The 17,696-nt window shown below is 40.1% G+C and carries 19 protein-coding genes; 13 read left to right on the forward strand and 6 right to left on the reverse strand.

The features are described from left to right. Positions 1–376, reverse strand: a 376-nt coding sequence (locus ACLS0A_RS08520; RefSeq protein ID WP_423111574.1) for a hypothetical protein, incomplete at its 3' end; no start/stop codon positions are given. 556 nt (positions 377–932) lie between these two features. On the opposite strand from ACLS0A_RS08520, the gene ACLS0A_RS08525 reads away from it, so the two are divergent. The 7 genes from ACLS0A_RS08525 (at position 933) to ACLS0A_RS08555 (ending at position 7,801) form a co-directional block, all read left to right on the forward strand. Continuing rightward, a complete protein-coding gene (locus tag ACLS0A_RS08525) occupies positions 933–2,243 on the forward strand; it encodes an NCS2 family permease (RefSeq protein ID WP_416083087.1) in 1,311 nt (436 codons plus the stop codon). A gap of 140 nt (positions 2,244–2,383) precedes the next feature. After that, positions 2,384–3,457 (forward strand): DNA polymerase IV, encoded by a 1,074-nt coding sequence (gene dinB, locus ACLS0A_RS08530; protein WP_416083088.1) that lies wholly within the window; start codon positions 2,384–2,386, stop codon positions 3,455–3,457. A 99-nt stretch (positions 3,458–3,556) separates the two neighbouring features. Next, entirely contained in the window at positions 3,557–4,423 is an 867-nt protein-coding gene (htpX, locus tag ACLS0A_RS08535) for a protease HtpX (RefSeq protein WP_103852826.1), read from the forward strand. Between the two features lie 205 nt (positions 4,424–4,628). After that, entirely contained in the window at positions 4,629–5,165 is a 537-nt protein-coding gene (locus ACLS0A_RS08540) for an elongation factor P hydroxylase (protein ID WP_416083089.1), read from the forward strand. 91 nt (positions 5,166–5,256) lie between these two features. Next, the gene (locus ACLS0A_RS08545; RefSeq protein ID WP_416083090.1) at positions 5,257–6,174 is read left to right on the forward strand and encodes an ABC transporter ATP-binding protein; all 918 of its coding nucleotides are present in this window, start codon (positions 5,257–5,259) and stop codon (positions 6,172–6,174) included. Further along, entirely contained in the window at positions 6,171–6,941 is a 771-nt protein-coding gene (locus ACLS0A_RS08550) for an ABC transporter permease (protein WP_404833781.1), read from the forward strand. The genes ACLS0A_RS08545 and ACLS0A_RS08550 overlap by 4 nt, the downstream gene beginning before the upstream one ends. A gap of 11 nt (positions 6,942–6,952) precedes the next feature. Further along, positions 6,953–7,801, forward strand: a complete 849-nt coding sequence (locus ACLS0A_RS08555) for a glycosyltransferase family 2 protein (RefSeq protein WP_416083091.1) — start codon at positions 6,953–6,955, stop codon at positions 7,799–7,801. A gap of 20 nt (positions 7,802–7,821) precedes the next feature. Here ACLS0A_RS08555 and ppnN read toward each other — a convergent pair whose 3' ends face one another. The 3 genes from ppnN to ACLS0A_RS08570 are packed head-to-tail and all read right to left on the reverse strand — an operon-like array spanning position 7,822 to position 10,826. Beyond that, positions 7,822–9,192, reverse strand: coding sequence for a nucleotide 5'-monophosphate nucleosidase PpnN (gene ppnN / locus ACLS0A_RS08560; RefSeq protein WP_416083092.1), 1,371 nt, complete (start codon positions 9,190–9,192; stop codon positions 7,822–7,824). A gap of 9 nt (positions 9,193–9,201) precedes the next feature. Then, positions 9,202–10,041 carry an NADPH-dependent 7-cyano-7-deazaguanine reductase QueF gene (gene queF, locus ACLS0A_RS08565; protein ID WP_416083093.1) on the reverse strand — a complete coding sequence of 280 codons (840 nt, stop codon included), beginning with the start codon at positions 10,039–10,041 and terminating at the stop codon, positions 9,202–9,204. An 8-nt stretch (positions 10,042–10,049) separates the two neighbouring features. After that, positions 10,050–10,826: a Zn-ribbon-containing protein gene (locus ACLS0A_RS08570; protein WP_416083094.1), complete on the reverse strand. Its 777-nt coding sequence runs from the start codon at positions 10,824–10,826 to the stop codon at positions 10,050–10,052. Between the two features lie 140 nt (positions 10,827–10,966). Here ACLS0A_RS08570 and ACLS0A_RS08575 point away from each other — a divergent pair, with 140 nt between their 5' ends. From ACLS0A_RS08575 to ACLS0A_RS08600, 6 genes are all read left to right on the forward strand, one after another. Further along, a complete protein-coding gene (locus ACLS0A_RS08575; RefSeq protein ID WP_416083095.1) occupies positions 10,967–11,299 on the forward strand; it encodes a YqcC family protein in 333 nt (110 codons plus the stop codon). Then, positions 11,286–12,014, forward strand: coding sequence for a tRNA pseudouridine(65) synthase TruC (truC, locus tag ACLS0A_RS08580; protein ID WP_416083096.1), 729 nt, complete (start codon positions 11,286–11,288; stop codon positions 12,012–12,014). Before ACLS0A_RS08575 ends, truC begins: the two co-directional genes overlap by 14 nt. 255 nt (positions 12,015–12,269) lie before the next feature. Then, positions 12,270–12,698, forward strand: coding sequence for a 50S ribosomal protein L13 (gene rplM / locus ACLS0A_RS08585; RefSeq protein ID WP_017806616.1), 429 nt, complete (start codon positions 12,270–12,272; stop codon positions 12,696–12,698). Between the two features lie 16 nt (positions 12,699–12,714). Then, positions 12,715–13,107 (forward strand): 30S ribosomal protein S9, encoded by a 393-nt coding sequence (gene rpsI, locus ACLS0A_RS08590; protein ID WP_017806615.1) that lies wholly within the window; start codon positions 12,715–12,717, stop codon positions 13,105–13,107. A gap of 227 nt (positions 13,108–13,334) precedes the next feature. Next, entirely contained in the window at positions 13,335–13,973 is a 639-nt protein-coding gene (gene sspA / locus ACLS0A_RS08595; RefSeq protein ID WP_416080945.1) for a stringent starvation protein SspA, read from the forward strand. Between the two features lie 12 nt (positions 13,974–13,985). Beyond that, the gene (locus ACLS0A_RS08600; protein WP_416083097.1) at positions 13,986–14,447 is read left to right on the forward strand and encodes a ClpXP protease specificity-enhancing factor; all 462 of its coding nucleotides are present in this window, start codon (positions 13,986–13,988) and stop codon (positions 14,445–14,447) included. Positions 14,448–15,356: 909 nt separating this feature from the next. On the opposite strand, the gene sbcB is transcribed toward ACLS0A_RS08600, so the two are convergent. Both sbcB and ACLS0A_RS08610 read right to left on the reverse strand, forming a co-directional pair. Further along, the gene (gene sbcB, locus ACLS0A_RS08605; protein ID WP_416083098.1) at positions 15,357–16,778 is read right to left on the reverse strand and encodes an exodeoxyribonuclease I; all 1,422 of its coding nucleotides are present in this window, start codon (positions 16,776–16,778) and stop codon (positions 15,357–15,359) included. 4 nt (positions 16,779–16,782) lie between these two features. Then, the gene (locus tag ACLS0A_RS08610) at positions 16,783–17,655 is read right to left on the reverse strand and encodes an EamA/RhaT family transporter (protein WP_416083099.1); all 873 of its coding nucleotides are present in this window, start codon (positions 17,653–17,655) and stop codon (positions 16,783–16,785) included. Between the last annotated feature and the right edge of the window lie 41 nt (positions 17,656–17,696).

Genomic DNA, 17,696 nt, shown 5'->3' on the forward strand with positions numbered 1-17,696 from the left:
TTTTACGTCTTTCATTACGTATTACAACTAGACTTTCTATATAAGATATGATTATTAGACATAATGCTACCCAAGCAGCTAATTTGGCTTCATATCTTAAGTTTACTTTTTTTCTCTCAATATCTATATTCAAGAAGCAATGTTGATTTGTGCAAAAAGAAAATATTTCTTCCTTTCCCTGTATGGTGATAAATTTTATCTCTGATAATTTATATTCTCCGTTTTCTAATAAACCACAATGTTTATAATAACATTTATTATTTATTTGCTGAATTGTTTTGTACTTATTTAGTCTTCCATTCATTCTATAATCTTGAACGATAACATCAATATTTTTATAGGTTTGATACTCTATTGTAAATTTATCAAATAACACAGGCCATGCCTGATAGAATAGTATAAAATATAACAATATCACCATCTTATGCCCAGGACAAATAGTTGTATAAATATGTATCAAGGCTTTTTTAATAAGAAAAATTATCTGATAGATCACGCTAAAGAAATGTTTTATGCGCACAAATTAACCTCTCCAAAGGGGGATTGATATGCTGTTGTACAGGTAAAATATGTTCAATAAAAACCACGTTATCATCATAAGATAAATTAATGAAAAAACAAGCTAAAAACAGTGATAGCGATCACAATTCTTAAAAGACAGCAACCTTTAAATTATCAAATATGGTGTATCTTATGAAAACTGGGTGATGTGCAAAATATAGAAATTCTGCGCTGTAAAGCTGAGGAGAGTAGAAAGTAGAATAGAAAGGTGTGATAGGGAAAAAATAAACTTCCGAACTATTGTATTTTCATCAAAAAAATTTGCGAAAACCTATCGCGAAATCGTTTGCTTTCTGCTAGAATTGGCAGGAAAAACACCCTTCTTTAAGTTGCGTTTTTCATCTTTTTTATCAACTAATCTGGATTAAAAAATGGAAAATCAGTCTTTTCTACAAAAACTTTTTAAACTCAAGCAAAAAAATACCACAGCAAAAACAGAAATTATCGCGGGGATCACCACTTTCTTCACGATGGTTTATATCGTTTTTGTTAATCCGTCCGTGTTAGGTGATGCGGGAATGGATAAACAAGTAGTGTTTGTTACCACCTGTTTAATCGCGGCATTTGGTACGATCGCGATGGGCTTGTTCAGTAATTTGCCTATTGCCCTTGCGCCTGCGATGGGGTTGAACGCCTTTTTCGCTTATGTAGTGGTGAGCAAATTGGGCTACTCGTGGCAAGTGGGAATGGGGGCGATCTTTTGGGGATCGGTTGGCTTATTAGTGCTAACGCTGTTCCAAATTCGCTATTGGTTAATGGCATCAATTCCGCTCAGTTTACGCGTCGGCATCGGGGCGGGGATTGGCTTTTTTATCTCCCTGATCGGCTTTAAAAATATGGGCCTAGTGGTGGCAAACCCAGCAACTTTAGTGGCATTAGGTGAGCTACACAATCCGCAAGTGTTAATGGGGATTTTGGGCTTCTTTATTATCGTTGTGCTAGCGGCACGCAATATTTATTCTGGCGTGTTGATCTCCATCGCAGTGGTTACAACTTTAGCCTTATTATTTGATGATAGCGTTGTGTTTCACGGGATCATTTCAATGCCACCAAGCCTTGAGCCAGTGGTGGGCAAAGTGGATATTGTCGGCGCATTAGATACCGCCTTGCTCGGCATTATTTTCTCTTTCTTATTGGTGAATTTATTCGATTCTTCAGGCACTTTGTTGGGTGTAACAGACAAAGCAGGGATCAGCGATGAGAAAGGACGTTTCCCGAAAATGAAACAAGCCCTTTATGTGGATAGTGTGAGCGCCGTGGCGGGGTCGTACATCGGCACATCTGCAATCAGTACTTACATTGAAAGTGGCGCTGGTGTTTCCGTGGGTGGACGCACGGGAATGACGGCAGTTGTAGTTGGCGTGCTGTTCTTATTAACCATTTTCTTCTCGCCATTAGCGAGCGTTGTGCCACCTTATGCCACCGCAGGCGCGTTGGTTTATGTGGGGATTTTAATGGCCTCAAGCTTAATTCGTGTTCAATGGGAAGATTTGACCGAAGCCACACCTGCCTTTATCACCGCAGCAATGATGCCGTTCACTTATTCCATTACGGAAGGTATTGCCTTTGGCTTTATTAGCTACTGTGTGATGAAAGTTTGCACAGGACGCTGGAAAGAAGTCAATGCACCAGTTTGGGTGGTTGCCTTACTCTTTATTGCCAAATTCGTTTGGGTTGGCTAACTCTTTTTAATTAGGGCGAAAAATTCGCCCTAATTTTTTACCGCACTTTTGTTATTTTCGATTTGCTTTAAAAACAAGTAAAATATTACCAATTTTGCACCGCACTTTATCCATTATTTTTTCTAGAAATTTACGCCACAATGTCAAAAACAAGAAAAATCATTCATATTGATATGGATTGCTTTTATGCTTCTATTGAGCTGCGTGATAAACCGCATCTTAAAGGCAAACCTGTGGCGGTGGGCGGTTCATCTGAGCAACGTGGCGTGTTAAGCACTTGCAATTATGAAGCTAGAAAATTTGGTTTGCATAGTGCAATGCCAACGGCACAAGCCCTAAAACGTTGCCCAAATTTGATTTTATTACCGGTGAATATGCCGTTGTATAAACAGGTATCGCAACAAATTCAGCAAATATTTCATCGTTATACCCATTTGGTTGAACCTTTATCTTTAGATGAAGCCTATTTAGATGTCACGGATTGTCAGCAATGTTCCGGCTCAGCCACTTGGATTGCACAAGAAATTCGCCAAACCATTTTTGCTGAAACTCAGCTTACTGCGTCTGCTGGCGTAGCGCCGTTAAAATTTTTGGCTAAAATCGCTTCTGATAAAAATAAGCCGAATGGGCAGTTTGTGATTGAGCCAGATGATGTGGACGAATTCGTTCGCAACCTGCCGCTTAGTGCCATTCCCGGTGTGGGAAAAGTGACCACCCAGCGCTTATTGGAAATGGGCTTAAAAACCTGTGCCGATGTGCAACAATTTGAACAGCATTTATTGCTCAATCAACTCGGCAAGAGCGGACAGCGTATTTGGAATTTTAGCCACGCCATTGATGAAAGGGAAGTGCAGCCCGAGCGGTTGCGTAAATCCGTAGGGGTGGAAACCACGTTATTGAAAAATATCACCGCACTTGAACAAGGTGAGGCCGTGCTAAATCAGCTTTATGATCAATTAGTGCGCCGTGTGCAGCGAGCTTGCCCTGGTTTGCCTTTGCAAAAATTACGCAAAATTGGCGTGAAGTTAAAATTCGATGATTTCCAAATCACCACCTTAGAAAAAAGTGCGGTGGATTTTTCGCAAGAAAATTTCCGTGCCTTATTGGCGCAAATTTGGCAGCGCCGTCAAAATAAATCCATTCGATTAATCGGCTTACAGGTTAATTTACCCGAGCAACAAGAAGAAAAACAGATGAGTTTATGGGAAAACTGATCTGTTAAATCTTGAAATTACAAAATTTATAATTATATTGGTTATTCCTTTAATCATTTATTGGATAATCAACTACATACTCACAGCGAGGAACGTTTTATGATGCGAATTTTATTATTTTTAGCCACGAATATGGCGGTGTTGATCGTTTTCAACATTATTTTGAGTTTAACGGGAATCCGCGCCCAAGATGCCAGTGGGTTACTCATTATGGCTGCGTTGTTTGGTTTCAGCGGATCATTAATTTCCCTGTTTTTATCCAAAACAATGGCGTTAAAATCGGTCAATGGGCAAGTGATCGAACAGCCGCGTACAGAGCAAGAGCGTTGGTTATTAAACACCGTGGCTACGCAGGCGCGCGAAGCTAATATTCCAATGCCAACGGTGGCGATTTACCATTCTGCGGACGTCAATGCCTTTGCCACTGGCGCAAGTAAAAGCAACTCTCTGGTTGCCGTGAGTACAGGATTGCTCAACGCAATGACCAAAGACGAAGCCGAAGCGGTGCTAGCGCACGAAATTAGCCATATCCAAAATGGCGATATGGTTACAATGACGTTGCTACAAGGCGTGCTAAATACTTTCGTGATTTTTATTTCTCGTCTTATTGCCAACGTGGTGGCGAGCAATCGCAATGACAACGGCGAAAGCAGCAGCGGAATTTATTTCTTAGTTTCAATGGTGCTAGAAGTGGTGTTCGGTTTCTTGGCGAGTATGATCGCAATGTGGTTCTCACGTTATCGTGAATATCGTGCGGACGCAGGCTCAGCCCATTTAGTCGGCAAACAAAAAATGATCGCCGCATTACGCCGCTTACAACAACTTCACGAACCACAACAAATGGAAGGGCAATTTGCGGCTTTCGGTATTAACGGCAGAACAGGCGGCTTAGCTTCTTTATTTTTAAGCCACCCACCGTTGGAAAAACGTATTGAAGCGTTGCAACAAAGTGATAGCTTGAAATAAATGTTTTTTCGGGCAGACACATCGGTCTGTCCCTACGAAAATTTATTTAATTACAATCAGTTATCATTATATACGAGTGTAGGGGCGGGCCGATGTGTCCGCCCTTTAAAATAATTAATGTAGCTAAACCGCCATAAATGTTAAAATAGGGCGTTTTCAAATTTTCAGGCACAGACTTTGTGCCTTATTATTTTTTGGAGTTGTGATGGAACATCGTTTAGAAGATATTATTGCCATTTTTAATCAATGCTTTGAGCAAGAATATAATACCAAATTGGTTAAAGGGGGCGATGAACCGCTTTATGTGCCAGCGAATGAAGACTGCCCTTACAATGCCATTTATTTTGCGCGGGGTTTTTATAGCAGCGCCTTGCACGAGATTTCGCACTGGCTGATTGCAGGTAAAGAGCGGCGTAAATTAGAAGATTTTGGTTATTGGTACGAACCTGACGGACGCTCTGAACAACGCCAGCGAGAATTTGAGCTAGTGGAAGTAAAGCCACAAGCGTTAGAGTGGATTTTAGCCACCGCCGCAGGGTTTCGCTATTTCGCTAGCAGTGATAATTTAAACGGTGAAACAGGGGATACTCAGCCCTTTAAGCAAGCGGTTTATCAACAGGTGAAAATCTATGCGGAAAAAGGGTTGCCAAAACGCGCAGAAACCTTACGCCAAGCCCTTGCTAAATTTTACGGCACGCCAGATTGCATTAATTTGGATTTATTTCACGTGAGTAAAATTTAAGTCAAAAATCAGCGAAATTTGCACCGCACTTTGTTTACTTATGATTTAAAAAGTGCGGTGCAAAATTTTAATAAATTTAACGGAACATTGAATGTTAGCATTAGAAATCAAAGGATTAACCAAAGAATATAAAAACGGGGTCAAAGCCTTGCACGGCATTGATCTGAGTGTTGAAGCAGGGGATTTTTATGCGCTGCTTGGGCATAATGGCGCGGGAAAATCCACTACCATTGGGATTATTTGTTCTTTGGTGAATAAAACATCAGGTGATGTGAAAGTGTTTGGCGCGGATTTGGATAGCAATCCAAGCCAGCTAAAACAGAATATCGGTTTAGTGCCACAAGAGTTTAACTTTAACCAATTTGAACGCGTGATTGATATTCTCACCAATCAAGCGGGTTATTATGGTATTCCACGCAAAGAGGCTTTAGTGCGCGCGGAAGTATGGCTGAAAAAGCTGGATTTGTGGGATAAACGCCATCAGCAATCACGCCAACTTTCAGGGGGAATGAAGCGCCGTTTAATGATTGCGCGCGCCTTAATGCATCACCCTAAATTGCTGATTCTTGATGAGCCAACGGCAGGCGTGGATATTGAACTGCGCCGCACAATGTGGGAGTTTTTGCGTGAGCTAAATCACCAAGGCACAACGATTATTCTTACCACACATTATTTGGAAGAAGCGGAAATGCTCTGTCGCCATATTGGCATTATTCAGCACGGGCGTTTAGTGGTAAATATGTCAATGAAAGCCTTATTGGTGAAGCTGGAAACAGAAACCTTTATTTTTGATTTAGCGCCGCAAGCGGTTAAGCCTGAAATAATGGGTTACAACGTCACTTGGCTAGATAACAATACGCTTGAAGTGGAAGTGAAAAGAGAGCAGGGTTTAAATCAGCTATTTTCACAACTGACGCAACAAGGCGTGCAAGTGTTGAGTATGCGTAATAAAGCCAATCGTTTAGAAGAATTATTTGTTTCAATGGCATTGAATAAAGGAGTGCAATAATGAGTTTAGCTTGGGTTGCCTTTCAAACCATTTTTGTGAAAGAAGTACGCCGTTTTACCCGAATTTGGGTGCAGACCCTTGTGCCGCCGGTGATCACAATGACCTTATATTTTGTGATTTTTGGCCAGCTGATTGGCCATCGTATTGGCGAAATGCACGGCTTTAGCTATATGCAATTTATCGTACCGGGGCTGATTATGATGTCTGCCTTAACCCATTCTTTCGCCAACGTGGCATCATCTTTTTACAGCACAAAATTTGCCCGTAACGTAGAAGAACTGCTAATTTCGCCAACTTCACCGCACATTATTATTTTAGGCTATATGGCTGGCGGAATGGCGCGCGGATTGAGTGTTGGCATTCTCGTTACCTTGGTTTCGCTATTTTTCGTGCCATTACAGATTTATTCTTGGACGGTAATTCTTGCCACTTTATTACTCACCACCGCAAGTTTTGCACTAGGAGGCTTGATCAATGCAGTTTTCGCACGCTCTTTTGATGACATTAGCATTATCCCCACTTTTGTTTTAACACCATTAACCTATCTCGGCGGCGTATTTTATTCCATTTCCTTACTGCCACCTTTCTGGCAAGTAGTGTCAAAATTTAACCCCATTGTTTATATGATCAGCGGCTTCCGCTACGGTTTTCTCGGCATTCAAGATGTCAGCCTTGTTTACACCTTCAGCGTTTTAGGCATTTTTATCACCGCACTTTACGGCATCGCCTATTATCTGATTAGCCGTGGGGTTGGGTTAAGGAGTTAAAGGTTTTTAATATGTACGGTGAAAATGATACAAAAACCATCAATCAAACTAGTTTAACATTAGATGTGATTATTCCTTGCTACAATGCACAAAAAACCTTAATTCGTGCAGTCAAAAGTGTTTTGCAACATCAATGTGTGCAATATGTCTGGTTGATTGATGATGGATCAATAGATAACACTTGGGATCAAATGCAACGCCTTGCACAATCTGATAAGCGTATTCGTATTGAAAAAATGCCGCATAACAGCGGTGTTGCTAAAGCAAGAAATTGGGGAGCTTTACAAAGTGAAGCGGATTTGATCGCCTTTCTTGATGCAGATGATGCCTATCAAGCTGGTGCATTGGAAAATGCCCCTTTTATCTTTTCTCAGCTTGCTCAATTGGGGGGAATTTGCTTACCACTTTATCCCTTAGATTTTCCGCAACAATATTTAGATCACCCGGGATTTTCTGAGGCTTGGTATCGTTTATGCTTGATTGTAGCAAGTAATAAAGTGTTCAGAAGACGATTGTTTTTAGCTTGCGGTGGTTATCCGCAAGATATGTTATTCCAAAAATTTGGCGGTGAAGACGCTGCATTGATGGCAATACTGGCAGATTGTTGTCAAATTGGTACATTGTTTGAGGACAATTTGCCCGGGGCGTTACATTATTATCATTCAGGTATGTACGCAGAACGTTTATTAATGAGCCAACTCGAAAGCAAATGTGATGAACAGATTGTCACATATTTACCACTCGCAGAACAACTTAATCAGAAAGTGCGGTTGGAATTACAGCAAATTTTTTCATTATTTGCTCAACCCAAAAAGGGGATTTGCCCCCTTATTCTGACATTCCAAACTGAGAAAATATAGTGCAACCTTTTTCATTCTTGTTATGAATAGGAAATAATCTCATAACAAGGCTCATAAGCCTCGCCGTCTGGCAGTTTCATTCGGTGTTGGGTGATGAAATCTTGTAGCACGTTGTCCACTTTTTCCATTAAATCTTTATCCCCTTTTAGCTGGAATTTGCCTAGTTCAGCGATGCGATCTTGCGTATCAGGCTTAATGTTGCCCGCTACAATGCCAGAAAATACACGGCGAAGATTAGCGGCAAGGCTTACTTTGCTTTGATTCATATGCAAATCTAAATTTGCCATATTTTCGTGGGTTGGGATAAATGGCTGTTGAAATTCAGGATCAATTTTCAATGACCAATTAAAGCCATAAGAATCATTATTTTCATAGCGTAAATGACGAATTTCTTCTATTGAAGATTTCATATGACGTGCTACTGCCACAGGATCATCAATGATGATTTTATACAAGGATTGCGCTTCTTTCCCTAAGGTTTCGCCAATAAAGCGATCAATCGTGGCAAAATAATCCGCACTTTCTTTTGGCCCAGTTAAAATGAGTGGGATAGCTTGCGCTTGATTTTCTGGGTTGAGCTTAATTCCAAGGATATACAGCAATTCCTCGAATGTCCCAGGGCCGCCAGGGAAGATAATAATGCCGTGCCCCATACGCACAAAGGCTTCAAGACGCTTTTCAATGTCAGGCATAATGATCAGCTCATTAACAATTGGGTTAGGCGGCTCAGAAGCAATGATTGAAGGCTCGGTGATGCCAATAAAACGGCTGTTTTTATAGCGTTGGTTGGAATGGCCAATTGCCGCGCCTTTCATCGGTGCTTCCATCACACCTGGCCCGCAGCCTGTGATGATATTTAATTCACGATGACCTAATTCTAACCCCACCGCGCGACAATATTGGTATTCAATTTGATTGATGGAATGACCTCCCCAGCACACCACCAAATTCGGCAATTCGCCCACAATCAAGGCTTTGGCATTACGCAAAATGGAAAACACTTGGTTGGTGATATGCACGCTGTCTTGAATATCGCAAGGATTAATCCGTTGGCTTAGCACATTCACGAACACAATATCACGCAGGACGGCAAAAAGGTGATATTGAATATTGCGGATAATATGTTGATCCACAAAGGCACTTTCTGGCGGATTGTGTAACTTGAGGGTGATACCACGTTCTGTCGCCACCAGCTCAATATCAAAATCAGGATATTGATTTAATAACTTGCGGCTGTCATCGGTAACCGCACCAGAATTTAGCACCGCAAGCGAGCAGTTGCGATACAGCTGATATAGCTCGCTTTTGGCTTGCTTGGTGAGCAATTCCACTTCAAGATGCGAGAGCTGTTCCATACTCCCACGAGGATTCACATAATGAATATTTGCCATTGCGACCTCCTATTGTCTGGCTAAGCGCACATTGTGCGGCACGGCTTCAAAATTCGAGCGGAACGGATTAATGTCCAACCCACCGCGACGTGTGTAACGGGCGTAAACGGTGAGCTTTTCTGGCTGAGCAAAATGCATTAGATCACAATAAATTCGCTCAACGCATTGTTCGTGAAATTCGTTATGCTGACGGAAAGAAACCAAATAGCGCAATAATTTCTCGCGATCAATCCGTTTCCCCACATAATGAATTTGTAACGATCCCCAGTCTGGTTGCTGAGTGATTAAACAATTTGATTTAAGCAAATGGCTCACCAAATGTTCTTCCACCTGTTCTGCGTGCGTGCAATGTTCTAAATAATTGGGATTGAATTGATAATCTCGGATTTCGATATCCTGATCATCAATACAATCTCCTTGCAAGCTGTCAATGAAAGTGCGGTGGTAATTTTGCAAAGAATTTAACCGCACTTTGACTTGCCCTTTGGCGCAATCAGCCAGATCTTGCTGCAAGAGCTGTTGCACCTGCTCGAAGCTGTCAAAATGGCTTTGATTGAAGCTGTTGAGATAAAGCTTAAAACTTTTAGATTCAATTAAATTTTCACTGCGGAAATCAATTTCCACGTCCGCAATCGCCACTTGTGGCACGCCTTTGGGATTAAGCCAAGAGATTTCATAAGCCGTCCAAATATCTGCGCCAAAAGTAAAGGGCTGATTTTCCACAATCCCAAGCTGTGCGCGGTTTAATTGACGCGGCACGGCTTGCAATAAAGTGCGGTCGTAATGTTGTGCATATTTTGTTTCTTGCCCTAATTTTAAGGCGTGTAAACTTTCGTGGTTGTAATCCATATTTTTCCTTATTGCCAGTGCCAAGAAAGGTTGGATACCAATCGGCACTGATCACATTTAAAATCAAACAGATCAAAGAGCGGTGTTTTTAATGCCCAATTTTTATGACAGCTTGGGCAACGACGTTGTTGTTCGGCTTGCAAACTTTCGCCACCAATGCGATATAAATAATAGTAAGTTGGAATGCCAGTGTGTTGTTCAATTTCTTGGCATAAGGCATAACCGTGTTTGGATAAATTGCTGTGCAAATCAGAAATTTCAGCAATGGCTTGGCTTTCTAGGGCGGTGCCGTTCATTTGTAACTGATCGCAAGCCTGCCAATTTTCTTGCCATTTAATGAGATCTAAACTCAAGTGCGGTGCATTTTTGAAAAATTTATACAGTGGAATAGGCAAGTTATCATCGCCACTGTGCAACGGTGAGCAAGATTGCAAATAGGTAGTGTAAAGCACCTGCCAGCTTGGTCGCTCGCCTTGATAAGTGAGATCAGAATTTAGGTCATCAGCAATCACTTGAAAACTATCAAAATTTATCCCCGCACGTTGTGCCACATCTAAGGCATTTTGTACCACTGAATTATTAAATTCGGGCAACAGGCTTTGTTGTTCGGGGCAAACCACTCGCACAGCAATGCCTTGCTGGTTTTCTAATTCAGCGTGAAAAAGGGGAATTTCTCGCCCAAGAATTTGCCCATTATAACGCCATTGTTCAATCACTTGATTAATCAATGGGTAAACCGCATTGTTGGGGTCGGTAAGGGTAAAAAAAGCTTCAATTAAATACATTCTCTGCCTTAATTTATAGGAAAGCGATTGCGTTTTTTCGTACTTAGCTTTGTGGTATCATAACGCCTTTGTTTCTGCACTAAAGGTGAACGCCACATTTTAGGCAGAATAAGATGAGAAAGCAAATTAAGGAATCCACAATGCGTGAACAAACAAAATATCAGTTACAACAATTACAAAAAGCAATGGAAGAATTAGCCCTTTGGCAAGCCGTTGCACCTGAAGCGGCGGCATTTGACAGCGTTGAGCCGTTTTGTATCGACACAATGAATGCGCACGAATGGTTGCAATGGGTGTTTATTCCGAGAATGTATGCCATTATTGAAAGCAACGAACCATTACCGCACAAAATGGCGATTGTGCCTTATATTGAAGAAGCCTTAAAAGAAAAGGATATTGTGGATGTGCAACGCTTAATTGAGCCGTTGAAAGCCATCGAAGAAATTTGCAACGCTCAAAATGACCGCGCTTAATATTCTTTACCAAGATGAATATTTGGTCGCGGTGAACAAGCCAGCGGGAATGTTGGTGCATCGTAGCTGGCTTGATCGCCACGAAACCCAATTTGTGATGCAAACTTTGCGCGATCAAATTGGGCAGCACGTTTTTCCTATTCATCGTTTAGATCGCCCGACATCTGGCGTATTGCTGTTTGCTTTGAATGGGGAAATTGCCAAATTGTTGTGCGAACAATTTGAACAAAAGCAGGTGGAAAAAAGCTATTTGGCGGTGGTGCGTGGGTATTTGAAAGAGCAGGGCAGAATTGATTATCCGCTGAGAGTTCAATTAGATAAAATCGCCGATAAATTTGCTCAGCAAGATAAAGCACCGCAAGAGGCGATCACGGATTATGAAGGCTTAAAAACAGTGGAAATGCCTTATGGGGTAGGGCGTTATCAAACCAGCCGCTATTCTTTAGTTAGGCTCATTCCACATACGGGCAGAAAACATCAGTTACGTCGTCACTTAAAGCATATTTTTCACCCTATTTTAGGGGATACGCAATATGGCGATTTGCATCAAAACCGTGCTTTAACCGAACATACTGGCGTGCAACGGCTAATGTTACACGCAGAAACGCTTGCGTTTAGCCACCCTATAACAAAAAATCGGTTAAAAATCACCGCACCTTTAGATGAACAATGGCAACGCTTGTTTGAAACTTTTTCTTGGAATGGGATCGGGTAAATGCTCAAAAATAAAAGATGAAACATCAAATGCGTAAAAATACTAGAAATTTCCTAGGAATTTCAAAGTGCGGTGCTTTTTTTCGTTTGTTTTTTTGTTAAAGCTCTTGTATAATCGCCCGACCCTGTGAATGTGTCGGCTTTCCCACCACACATTATTTTATCGAGATCCACTCGAAGGGGTGCAGATTGAGATTCATGGTTGTGTTCAAATTTGAACACTGGGTATTAATATTATTTTATTGGTAATTAATTAATGAAAACTTTTGTAGCAAAACCAGAAACGGTTAAACGCGACTGGTATGTAGTAGATGCGACAGGTAAAACTTTAGGTCGTTTAGCGACTGAATTAGCACGTCGCCTTCGTGGTAAACATAAAGCTGAATATACTCCACACGTTGATACAGGTGATTACATCATCGTTATCAATGCGGACAAAGTTGCTGTAACCGGCAAAAAAGAAAGCGATAAAATTTACTACTGGCACACTGGCTATGTAGGTGGTATCAAACAAGCGACATTTAAAGAAATGATTGCTCGCCGTCCAGAAGCTGTGATTGAAATTGCGGTTAAAGGTATGTTGCCAAAAGGCCCATTAGGTCGCGCAATGTATCGTAAATTGAAAGTGTACGCTGGTCCTAACCACGAACACGCAGCACAACAACCACAAGTTTTAGATATTTAATCACGAGGTGAGAAAAATGGCAGAGAATCAAAACTACGGCACAGGTCGCCGCAAAAGCTCTTCAGCTCGTGTATTTATCAAACCGGGCAGTGGTAAAATCACTATTAACCAACGCGAATTAGACGTTTATTTCGGTCGCGAAACTTCTCGTATGATCGTACGTCAACCATTAGAGTTGGTTGAATTAACTGATAAATTAGACCTATACATCACAGTTAAAGGTGGTGGTATTTCTGGTCAAGCGGGTGCAATCCGTCACGGTATCACTCGTGCATTAATTGAATATGATGAAACATTACGTCCAGCATTACGCGCAGCAGGCTTTGTTACTCGTGATGCTCGTCGCGTTGAACGTAAAAAAGTGGGTTTACACAAAGCACGTCGTCGCCCACAATACTCAAAACGTTAATCGTTTCTTATTCAAATGCAGTTCAAATGGCAAGTTTTTACTTGCCATTTTTCTTTTCTAATTTTCTAAATTTCTCAAATCAATCATTTTCAAGAAAAATTCAATTTATAATCAACAATATAGCACGCTATACAACAAATTTACTTAGCTATTTCCCTATAAATTATGGTAAAATATTCGCCTTTAATTTTAATTGATTGACAAGTAACAGGTTAGCGGAGGAATAAATGAGTAGTGCAGCAAATAAACGTTCAATAATGACCCTTTTTTCTAATAAAGATGATATTTATTGCCATCAAGTCCGTATTGTTTTGGCGGAAAAAGGCGTGCCTTATGAAATGGAAGAAATTGAACCCGGTTCTGTTTCAGAAGATTTAATGGAGTTAAACCCTTATGGCACATTGCCAACTTTGGTAGATCGTGATTTAGTGCTATTTAATTCCCGTATTATTATGGAATACCTTGATGAGCGCTTTCCACACCCGCCATTAATGCCTGTTTATCCTGTATCGCGCGGTAAAAGCCGTTTATTAATGCTAAGAATTGAACAGGATTGGTATTCTTTATTAAACCAAATTGAGCAAGGTGATGACGCTGAAAAAGAGCAGGCTGCCAAACAATTAAAAGAAGAATTATTAGCCATTGCACCAATTTTCAACCAAACTCCTTATTTTATGAGCGAAGAGTTTAGCTTGGTAGATTGCTATATTGCGCCGTTATTATGGCGTATGCAGAAATTAGGAATTCAATTTACAGGCGCAGGAAGTAAAGCGATTAAAAATTATATGGAACGCGTGTACCAAAGAGATTCTTTCAAGCAATCCGTAGGCGAAGCAGCACCTAAAAACCTAATGGATGATAAATAAAAGAGAGTAGTTATGGAACGTAAATTCTCACCGAAACGCCCTTATGTTTTAAGAGCTTATTATGATTGGTTGATAGACAATGATTGCACGCCGTACTTGGCTGTTGATGCCACTTATGCTGGCGTGAAAGTGCCTGTTGAATATGTGAAAGATGGGCAGATTGTGCTGAATATTTCAATGAATGCAACAGGAAACTTGCAATTAACCAATGATTTCGTTCAATTTAATGCACGTTTTCAAGGCATACCGCAAGAAATCTTTATTCCTATGGGGGCGTTAATTGCGCTTTATGCAAGAGAAAGCGGCGATGGCATTATGTTTGAACCAGAAGAGTTCGAAGATGATCTTTCTATTCAACAAGATGAAATTAAAGATGAACAACCGTTAAGCTTTGTTGAGGCCGTAGATAAACCTGAAACAACAGAAAAACCATCGAGTAAGAAATCTTCTCCAAAATTACGTTTTGTTGATTAATTCTTTGCTGTACTTAATTCCTTTTAAGCGCCAGTGCTAAATAAATAGCGCAGGCGTTTTTTTATATTTCTTTATTTAAACAAAATCCTTATTTTTCTCATCTTTACCAATTTTCGCTAGTTATTTTTGTAACGTTGTAACAAATTGATAGGCAGGCTTTTCCTATATTTTTTAAGACTCAAATCTTAAAGATTTCTTAAATCTCACTAATATTCATTTTATATTCATTGCGAAAATCAAATCTAAATGATCTCATCATCATAAATCCACTGAAAAGATATTTCATATAAAGAATAACCGAAGAAAAGATTCCAAGTCGAAACATTAAAAACGCCATAAAGATATGCTGTAGGATATGACAAAAAATAGCGGTACAAAAGTTACTTTTATATTTATATTATTTAACATAATATACATTATGCGAAATCAGTTATCAGGTTAGCAAAAACTACGGATTAATAAAATCACAGACTTATACACAGATCACTTTTACTAGTTAAACAAGGTAAAATTAAGGTTTTTGACCACACTGTAACGCTTAGATTTTATGAGTTACGCACTGTCAATGATGAAATGTAAAGAAAAGTTAAAGAATGACGTAGATTAATATGGTGGTAAAAATAACGCTAGATAAAAATCTAGTCTTGCTTAATTGAATTAAAAATCAATGAAACAAAATCTATAATCTTTACGATGATTTTACTTATCTGCTATTTTTGAGAGCTTAAAAACAATAACTGGAATAAGCTTAGTTAAGCTATTTAATGATTTTCCGCTTTTTAGCCTTACTTTATTAAGGCTAAATGATTGCGCTACGCGAAAAATAAAAAAATCGAGCAGTTAGATTACTCGATTTTTTATTTTACGCAATTTAGCAAAATTTAATCAGATTGTTACAGCATCACAAGTCTAACCCAATAATTTCACCCCATATTGATAAACTTGCTGCAACAATGCCAATTTTTCAGGGTGATTTTGATTTTCTTCCACAAGGCTTTGTAATTCTTGCTCAAATTGCACCGCACTTTTTTCTAACTTGTTACGGCGGTATTTATCCCATCGCACCTGCTCTGCTCTGCTCAAGGTTTTATAGAAATGCCGCGCACGGTAATGGAATAACAACGCCTCTACTCGCTTATCTTGGAATGTCAAATTGTGTTCTGAGAGTTTTTCAGGCGGTAAATCACGCAAAATCGCCATATTATTTTTATCATTAATGCCAAAAAAACCACTGTATAATTCCGTTTCCACATTATCACTTGGCTCAAATACCCGCTCGTCAGTAAAAATTTGTAGCACTTTATCGCGAATTTCTGTGTTCGCACGCAATTTCGCGAGATTATCCAAACAACGCTGGCGATCAATGCCTAAACGCTGAGCATTTTCGGGTAATAAGGTTTTCGCGGGGGCAAGAATTGGGCATTTATTAATATGCACCAATTTTAATGGCACAGGCAAAATGCCCTGTTCTTCCAATTCCGCTTTTTTGGTATATAAATTTTGGCGTAATTCTTCCGCACTTTTATTGAGTAAATCATCAATATTGCTATCTAAATCACACACAATAACAGCATTTTTATTGGTTGGGTGCCACGCAAGCGGGGCAATCCAAGTAGTGTTACCACGATAATTCCCCAACATTCCTGAAACGTGAACCAATGGCGTCATTTCTGCGGTGTTAATCATTGCTTCAAGGGATTTTTTATCGCGATGCTCAAAGAAAAACTGGAATAATCTTGGCTGTTTTTCCTTGATTAATTTCGCCATTTCAATGGTTGCATACACGTCAGCCATCGCATCGTGGGCATTGCTATGCTCTATTCCATTAGCTTTAGTTAAATTTTCTAAGCGGAAAGATGGCATTCCGTCATCATCATAAACCCAGTTTATGCCATCAGGTCGCAAAGCATAACAGGCACGCACTAAATCCAGCAAATCCCAACGAGAATTGCCATTTTTCCAGCTATATTCGTAAGGATCGATAAAATTCCGATAAAAGGTATAACGGGTCATTTCATCATCATAACGGATATTATTAAAGCCCATAACACAAGTGTTTGGTTGAGAGAATTCTTGCAAAATTCGCGCAGAAAATTCAGGTTCAGGCAAGCCTTGCTCATTGCATTGCTGTGGCGTGATGCCCGTTACCATCACCGCGGTTGGCGAGGGCAAATAATCATTGGTTTGCTTGCAATAGAACATCACAGGCTCGCCAATAATATTAAAATCCTTATCTGTACGAATTCCGGCAAATTGTGCAGGACGATCCGTGGCTGGATTTACCCCAAAACTTTCGTAATCGTAAACAAAAAAACTGAAATTATCTTGCATTATCTTACCTTGTCAAAAAAGGTTCTAAATAAAATAGGCTGAGAATGGCAGAAATTCCAAGTACCACGCCTACCCCATTGATTTTGCTTATTTTTTCTTTGAATACTATTGCACCCACAAGCGTGCCAAGACAAATCACGCCAATATTCATTCCCGCAAAAACAAGGGTTGGATTTTGGCTAAAACTTTGATGAGCACGAATATAAAATAGAATATTCATAAAATTTAGCCCACCGAGTACAATGCCGGCTAACAAACTCGCCCCATTCCACTGGGTTCGTTTAATCAATAAATACATAAACATTACGCACATTGCTAAGGCAAAGGCAATAAACAAGGTGGTTGGAAAGGCGCTGCCCATTTTGGCGGTCTGCTTGAATAAAATATCAATTACACCATAACCAAACCACACAGTGAGCAAGCTCAATCCGCCTTTAACCGAAAGCCCTTGCTCGCGCGGTTTATTGATTAAACAAAACAATGCTGAAAACGCCAAGATTAAGCTGATAATACGCGATTGGCTGAGCCGTTCGCCAAATAATACAAACGCTGCCAAAATAGGCAAAAATAAAGATAAACGCTGCGCTGCATCAGAACGCACAATGCCTGCAAATTCAACGGCTTTTGACATAATGATAAACACGCTAGGCAGCAATAAGCCTAAACTCAGGAAAATCGCGTTATTTTCATTTTGTACGATAAAATCGGTAAAGCCTTGCCCTTGAAAGTTCGGCTGTAATAAAAAATAGCTGAGTAAAAGTGCGATAAGATAATTGAAGGCGATTGCTTGCTCGATCACCACGTTGAATCGGCGAGCGACTTTTAGCAGTACAGACACCGCAATGCTGCAAGCAATGGCGAGAAATAAATAGTGCATTTTATTTCCTTGCGAGATTTAAAGTGAAAAGATAACGAGTA

Origin of the sequence: Avibacterium volantium, from assembly GCF_049366555.1 — a bacterium.
Taxonomy (GTDB): domain Bacteria; phylum Pseudomonadota; class Gammaproteobacteria; order Enterobacterales; family Pasteurellaceae; genus Avibacterium; species Avibacterium volantium_A.

Excerpts from the sequence above, each read along its gene's own strand:
- truC (WP_416083096.1), top strand. The coding sequence starts at position 11,286 with ATGACCGCGCTTAATATTCTTTACCAAGATGAATATTTGGTCGCGGTG.
- dinB (WP_416083088.1), top strand. The coding sequence starts at position 2,384 with ATGTCAAAAACAAGAAAAATCATTCATATTGATATGGATTGCTTTTAT.
- ACLS0A_RS08555 (WP_416083091.1), top strand. The coding sequence starts at position 6,953 with ATGTACGGTGAAAATGATACAAAAACCATCAATCAAACTAGTTTAACA.
- ACLS0A_RS08545 (WP_416083090.1), top strand. The coding sequence starts at position 5,257 with ATGTTAGCATTAGAAATCAAAGGATTAACCAAAGAATATAAAAACGGG.
- rplM (WP_017806616.1), top strand. The coding sequence starts at position 12,270 with ATGAAAACTTTTGTAGCAAAACCAGAAACGGTTAAACGCGACTGGTAT.
- ACLS0A_RS08525 (WP_416083087.1), top strand. The coding sequence starts at position 933 with ATGGAAAATCAGTCTTTTCTACAAAAACTTTTTAAACTCAAGCAAAAA.
- ACLS0A_RS08600 (WP_416083097.1), top strand. The coding sequence starts at position 13,986 with ATGGAACGTAAATTCTCACCGAAACGCCCTTATGTTTTAAGAGCTTAT.
- queF (WP_416083093.1), bottom strand. The coding sequence starts at position 10,041 with ATGGATTACAACCACGAAAGTTTACACGCCTTAAAATTAGGGCAAGAA.
- ACLS0A_RS08575 (WP_416083095.1), top strand. The coding sequence starts at position 10,967 with ATGCGTGAACAAACAAAATATCAGTTACAACAATTACAAAAAGCAATG.
- rpsI (WP_017806615.1), top strand. The coding sequence starts at position 12,715 with ATGGCAGAGAATCAAAACTACGGCACAGGTCGCCGCAAAAGCTCTTCA.
- htpX (WP_103852826.1), top strand. The coding sequence starts at position 3,557 with ATGATGCGAATTTTATTATTTTTAGCCACGAATATGGCGGTGTTGATC.
- ACLS0A_RS08610 (WP_416083099.1), bottom strand. The coding sequence starts at position 17,655 with ATGCACTATTTATTTCTCGCCATTGCTTGCAGCATTGCGGTGTCTGTA.
- ppnN (WP_416083092.1), bottom strand. The coding sequence starts at position 9,192 with ATGGCAAATATTCATTATGTGAATCCTCGTGGGAGTATGGAACAGCTC.
- ACLS0A_RS08540 (WP_416083089.1), top strand. The coding sequence starts at position 4,629 with ATGGAACATCGTTTAGAAGATATTATTGCCATTTTTAATCAATGCTTT.
- sbcB (WP_416083098.1), bottom strand. The coding sequence starts at position 16,778 with ATGCAAGATAATTTCAGTTTTTTTGTTTACGATTACGAAAGTTTTGGG.
- ACLS0A_RS08570 (WP_416083094.1), bottom strand. The coding sequence starts at position 10,826 with ATGTATTTAATTGAAGCTTTTTTTACCCTTACCGACCCCAACAATGCG.
- sspA (WP_416080945.1), top strand. The coding sequence starts at position 13,335 with ATGAGTAGTGCAGCAAATAAACGTTCAATAATGACCCTTTTTTCTAAT.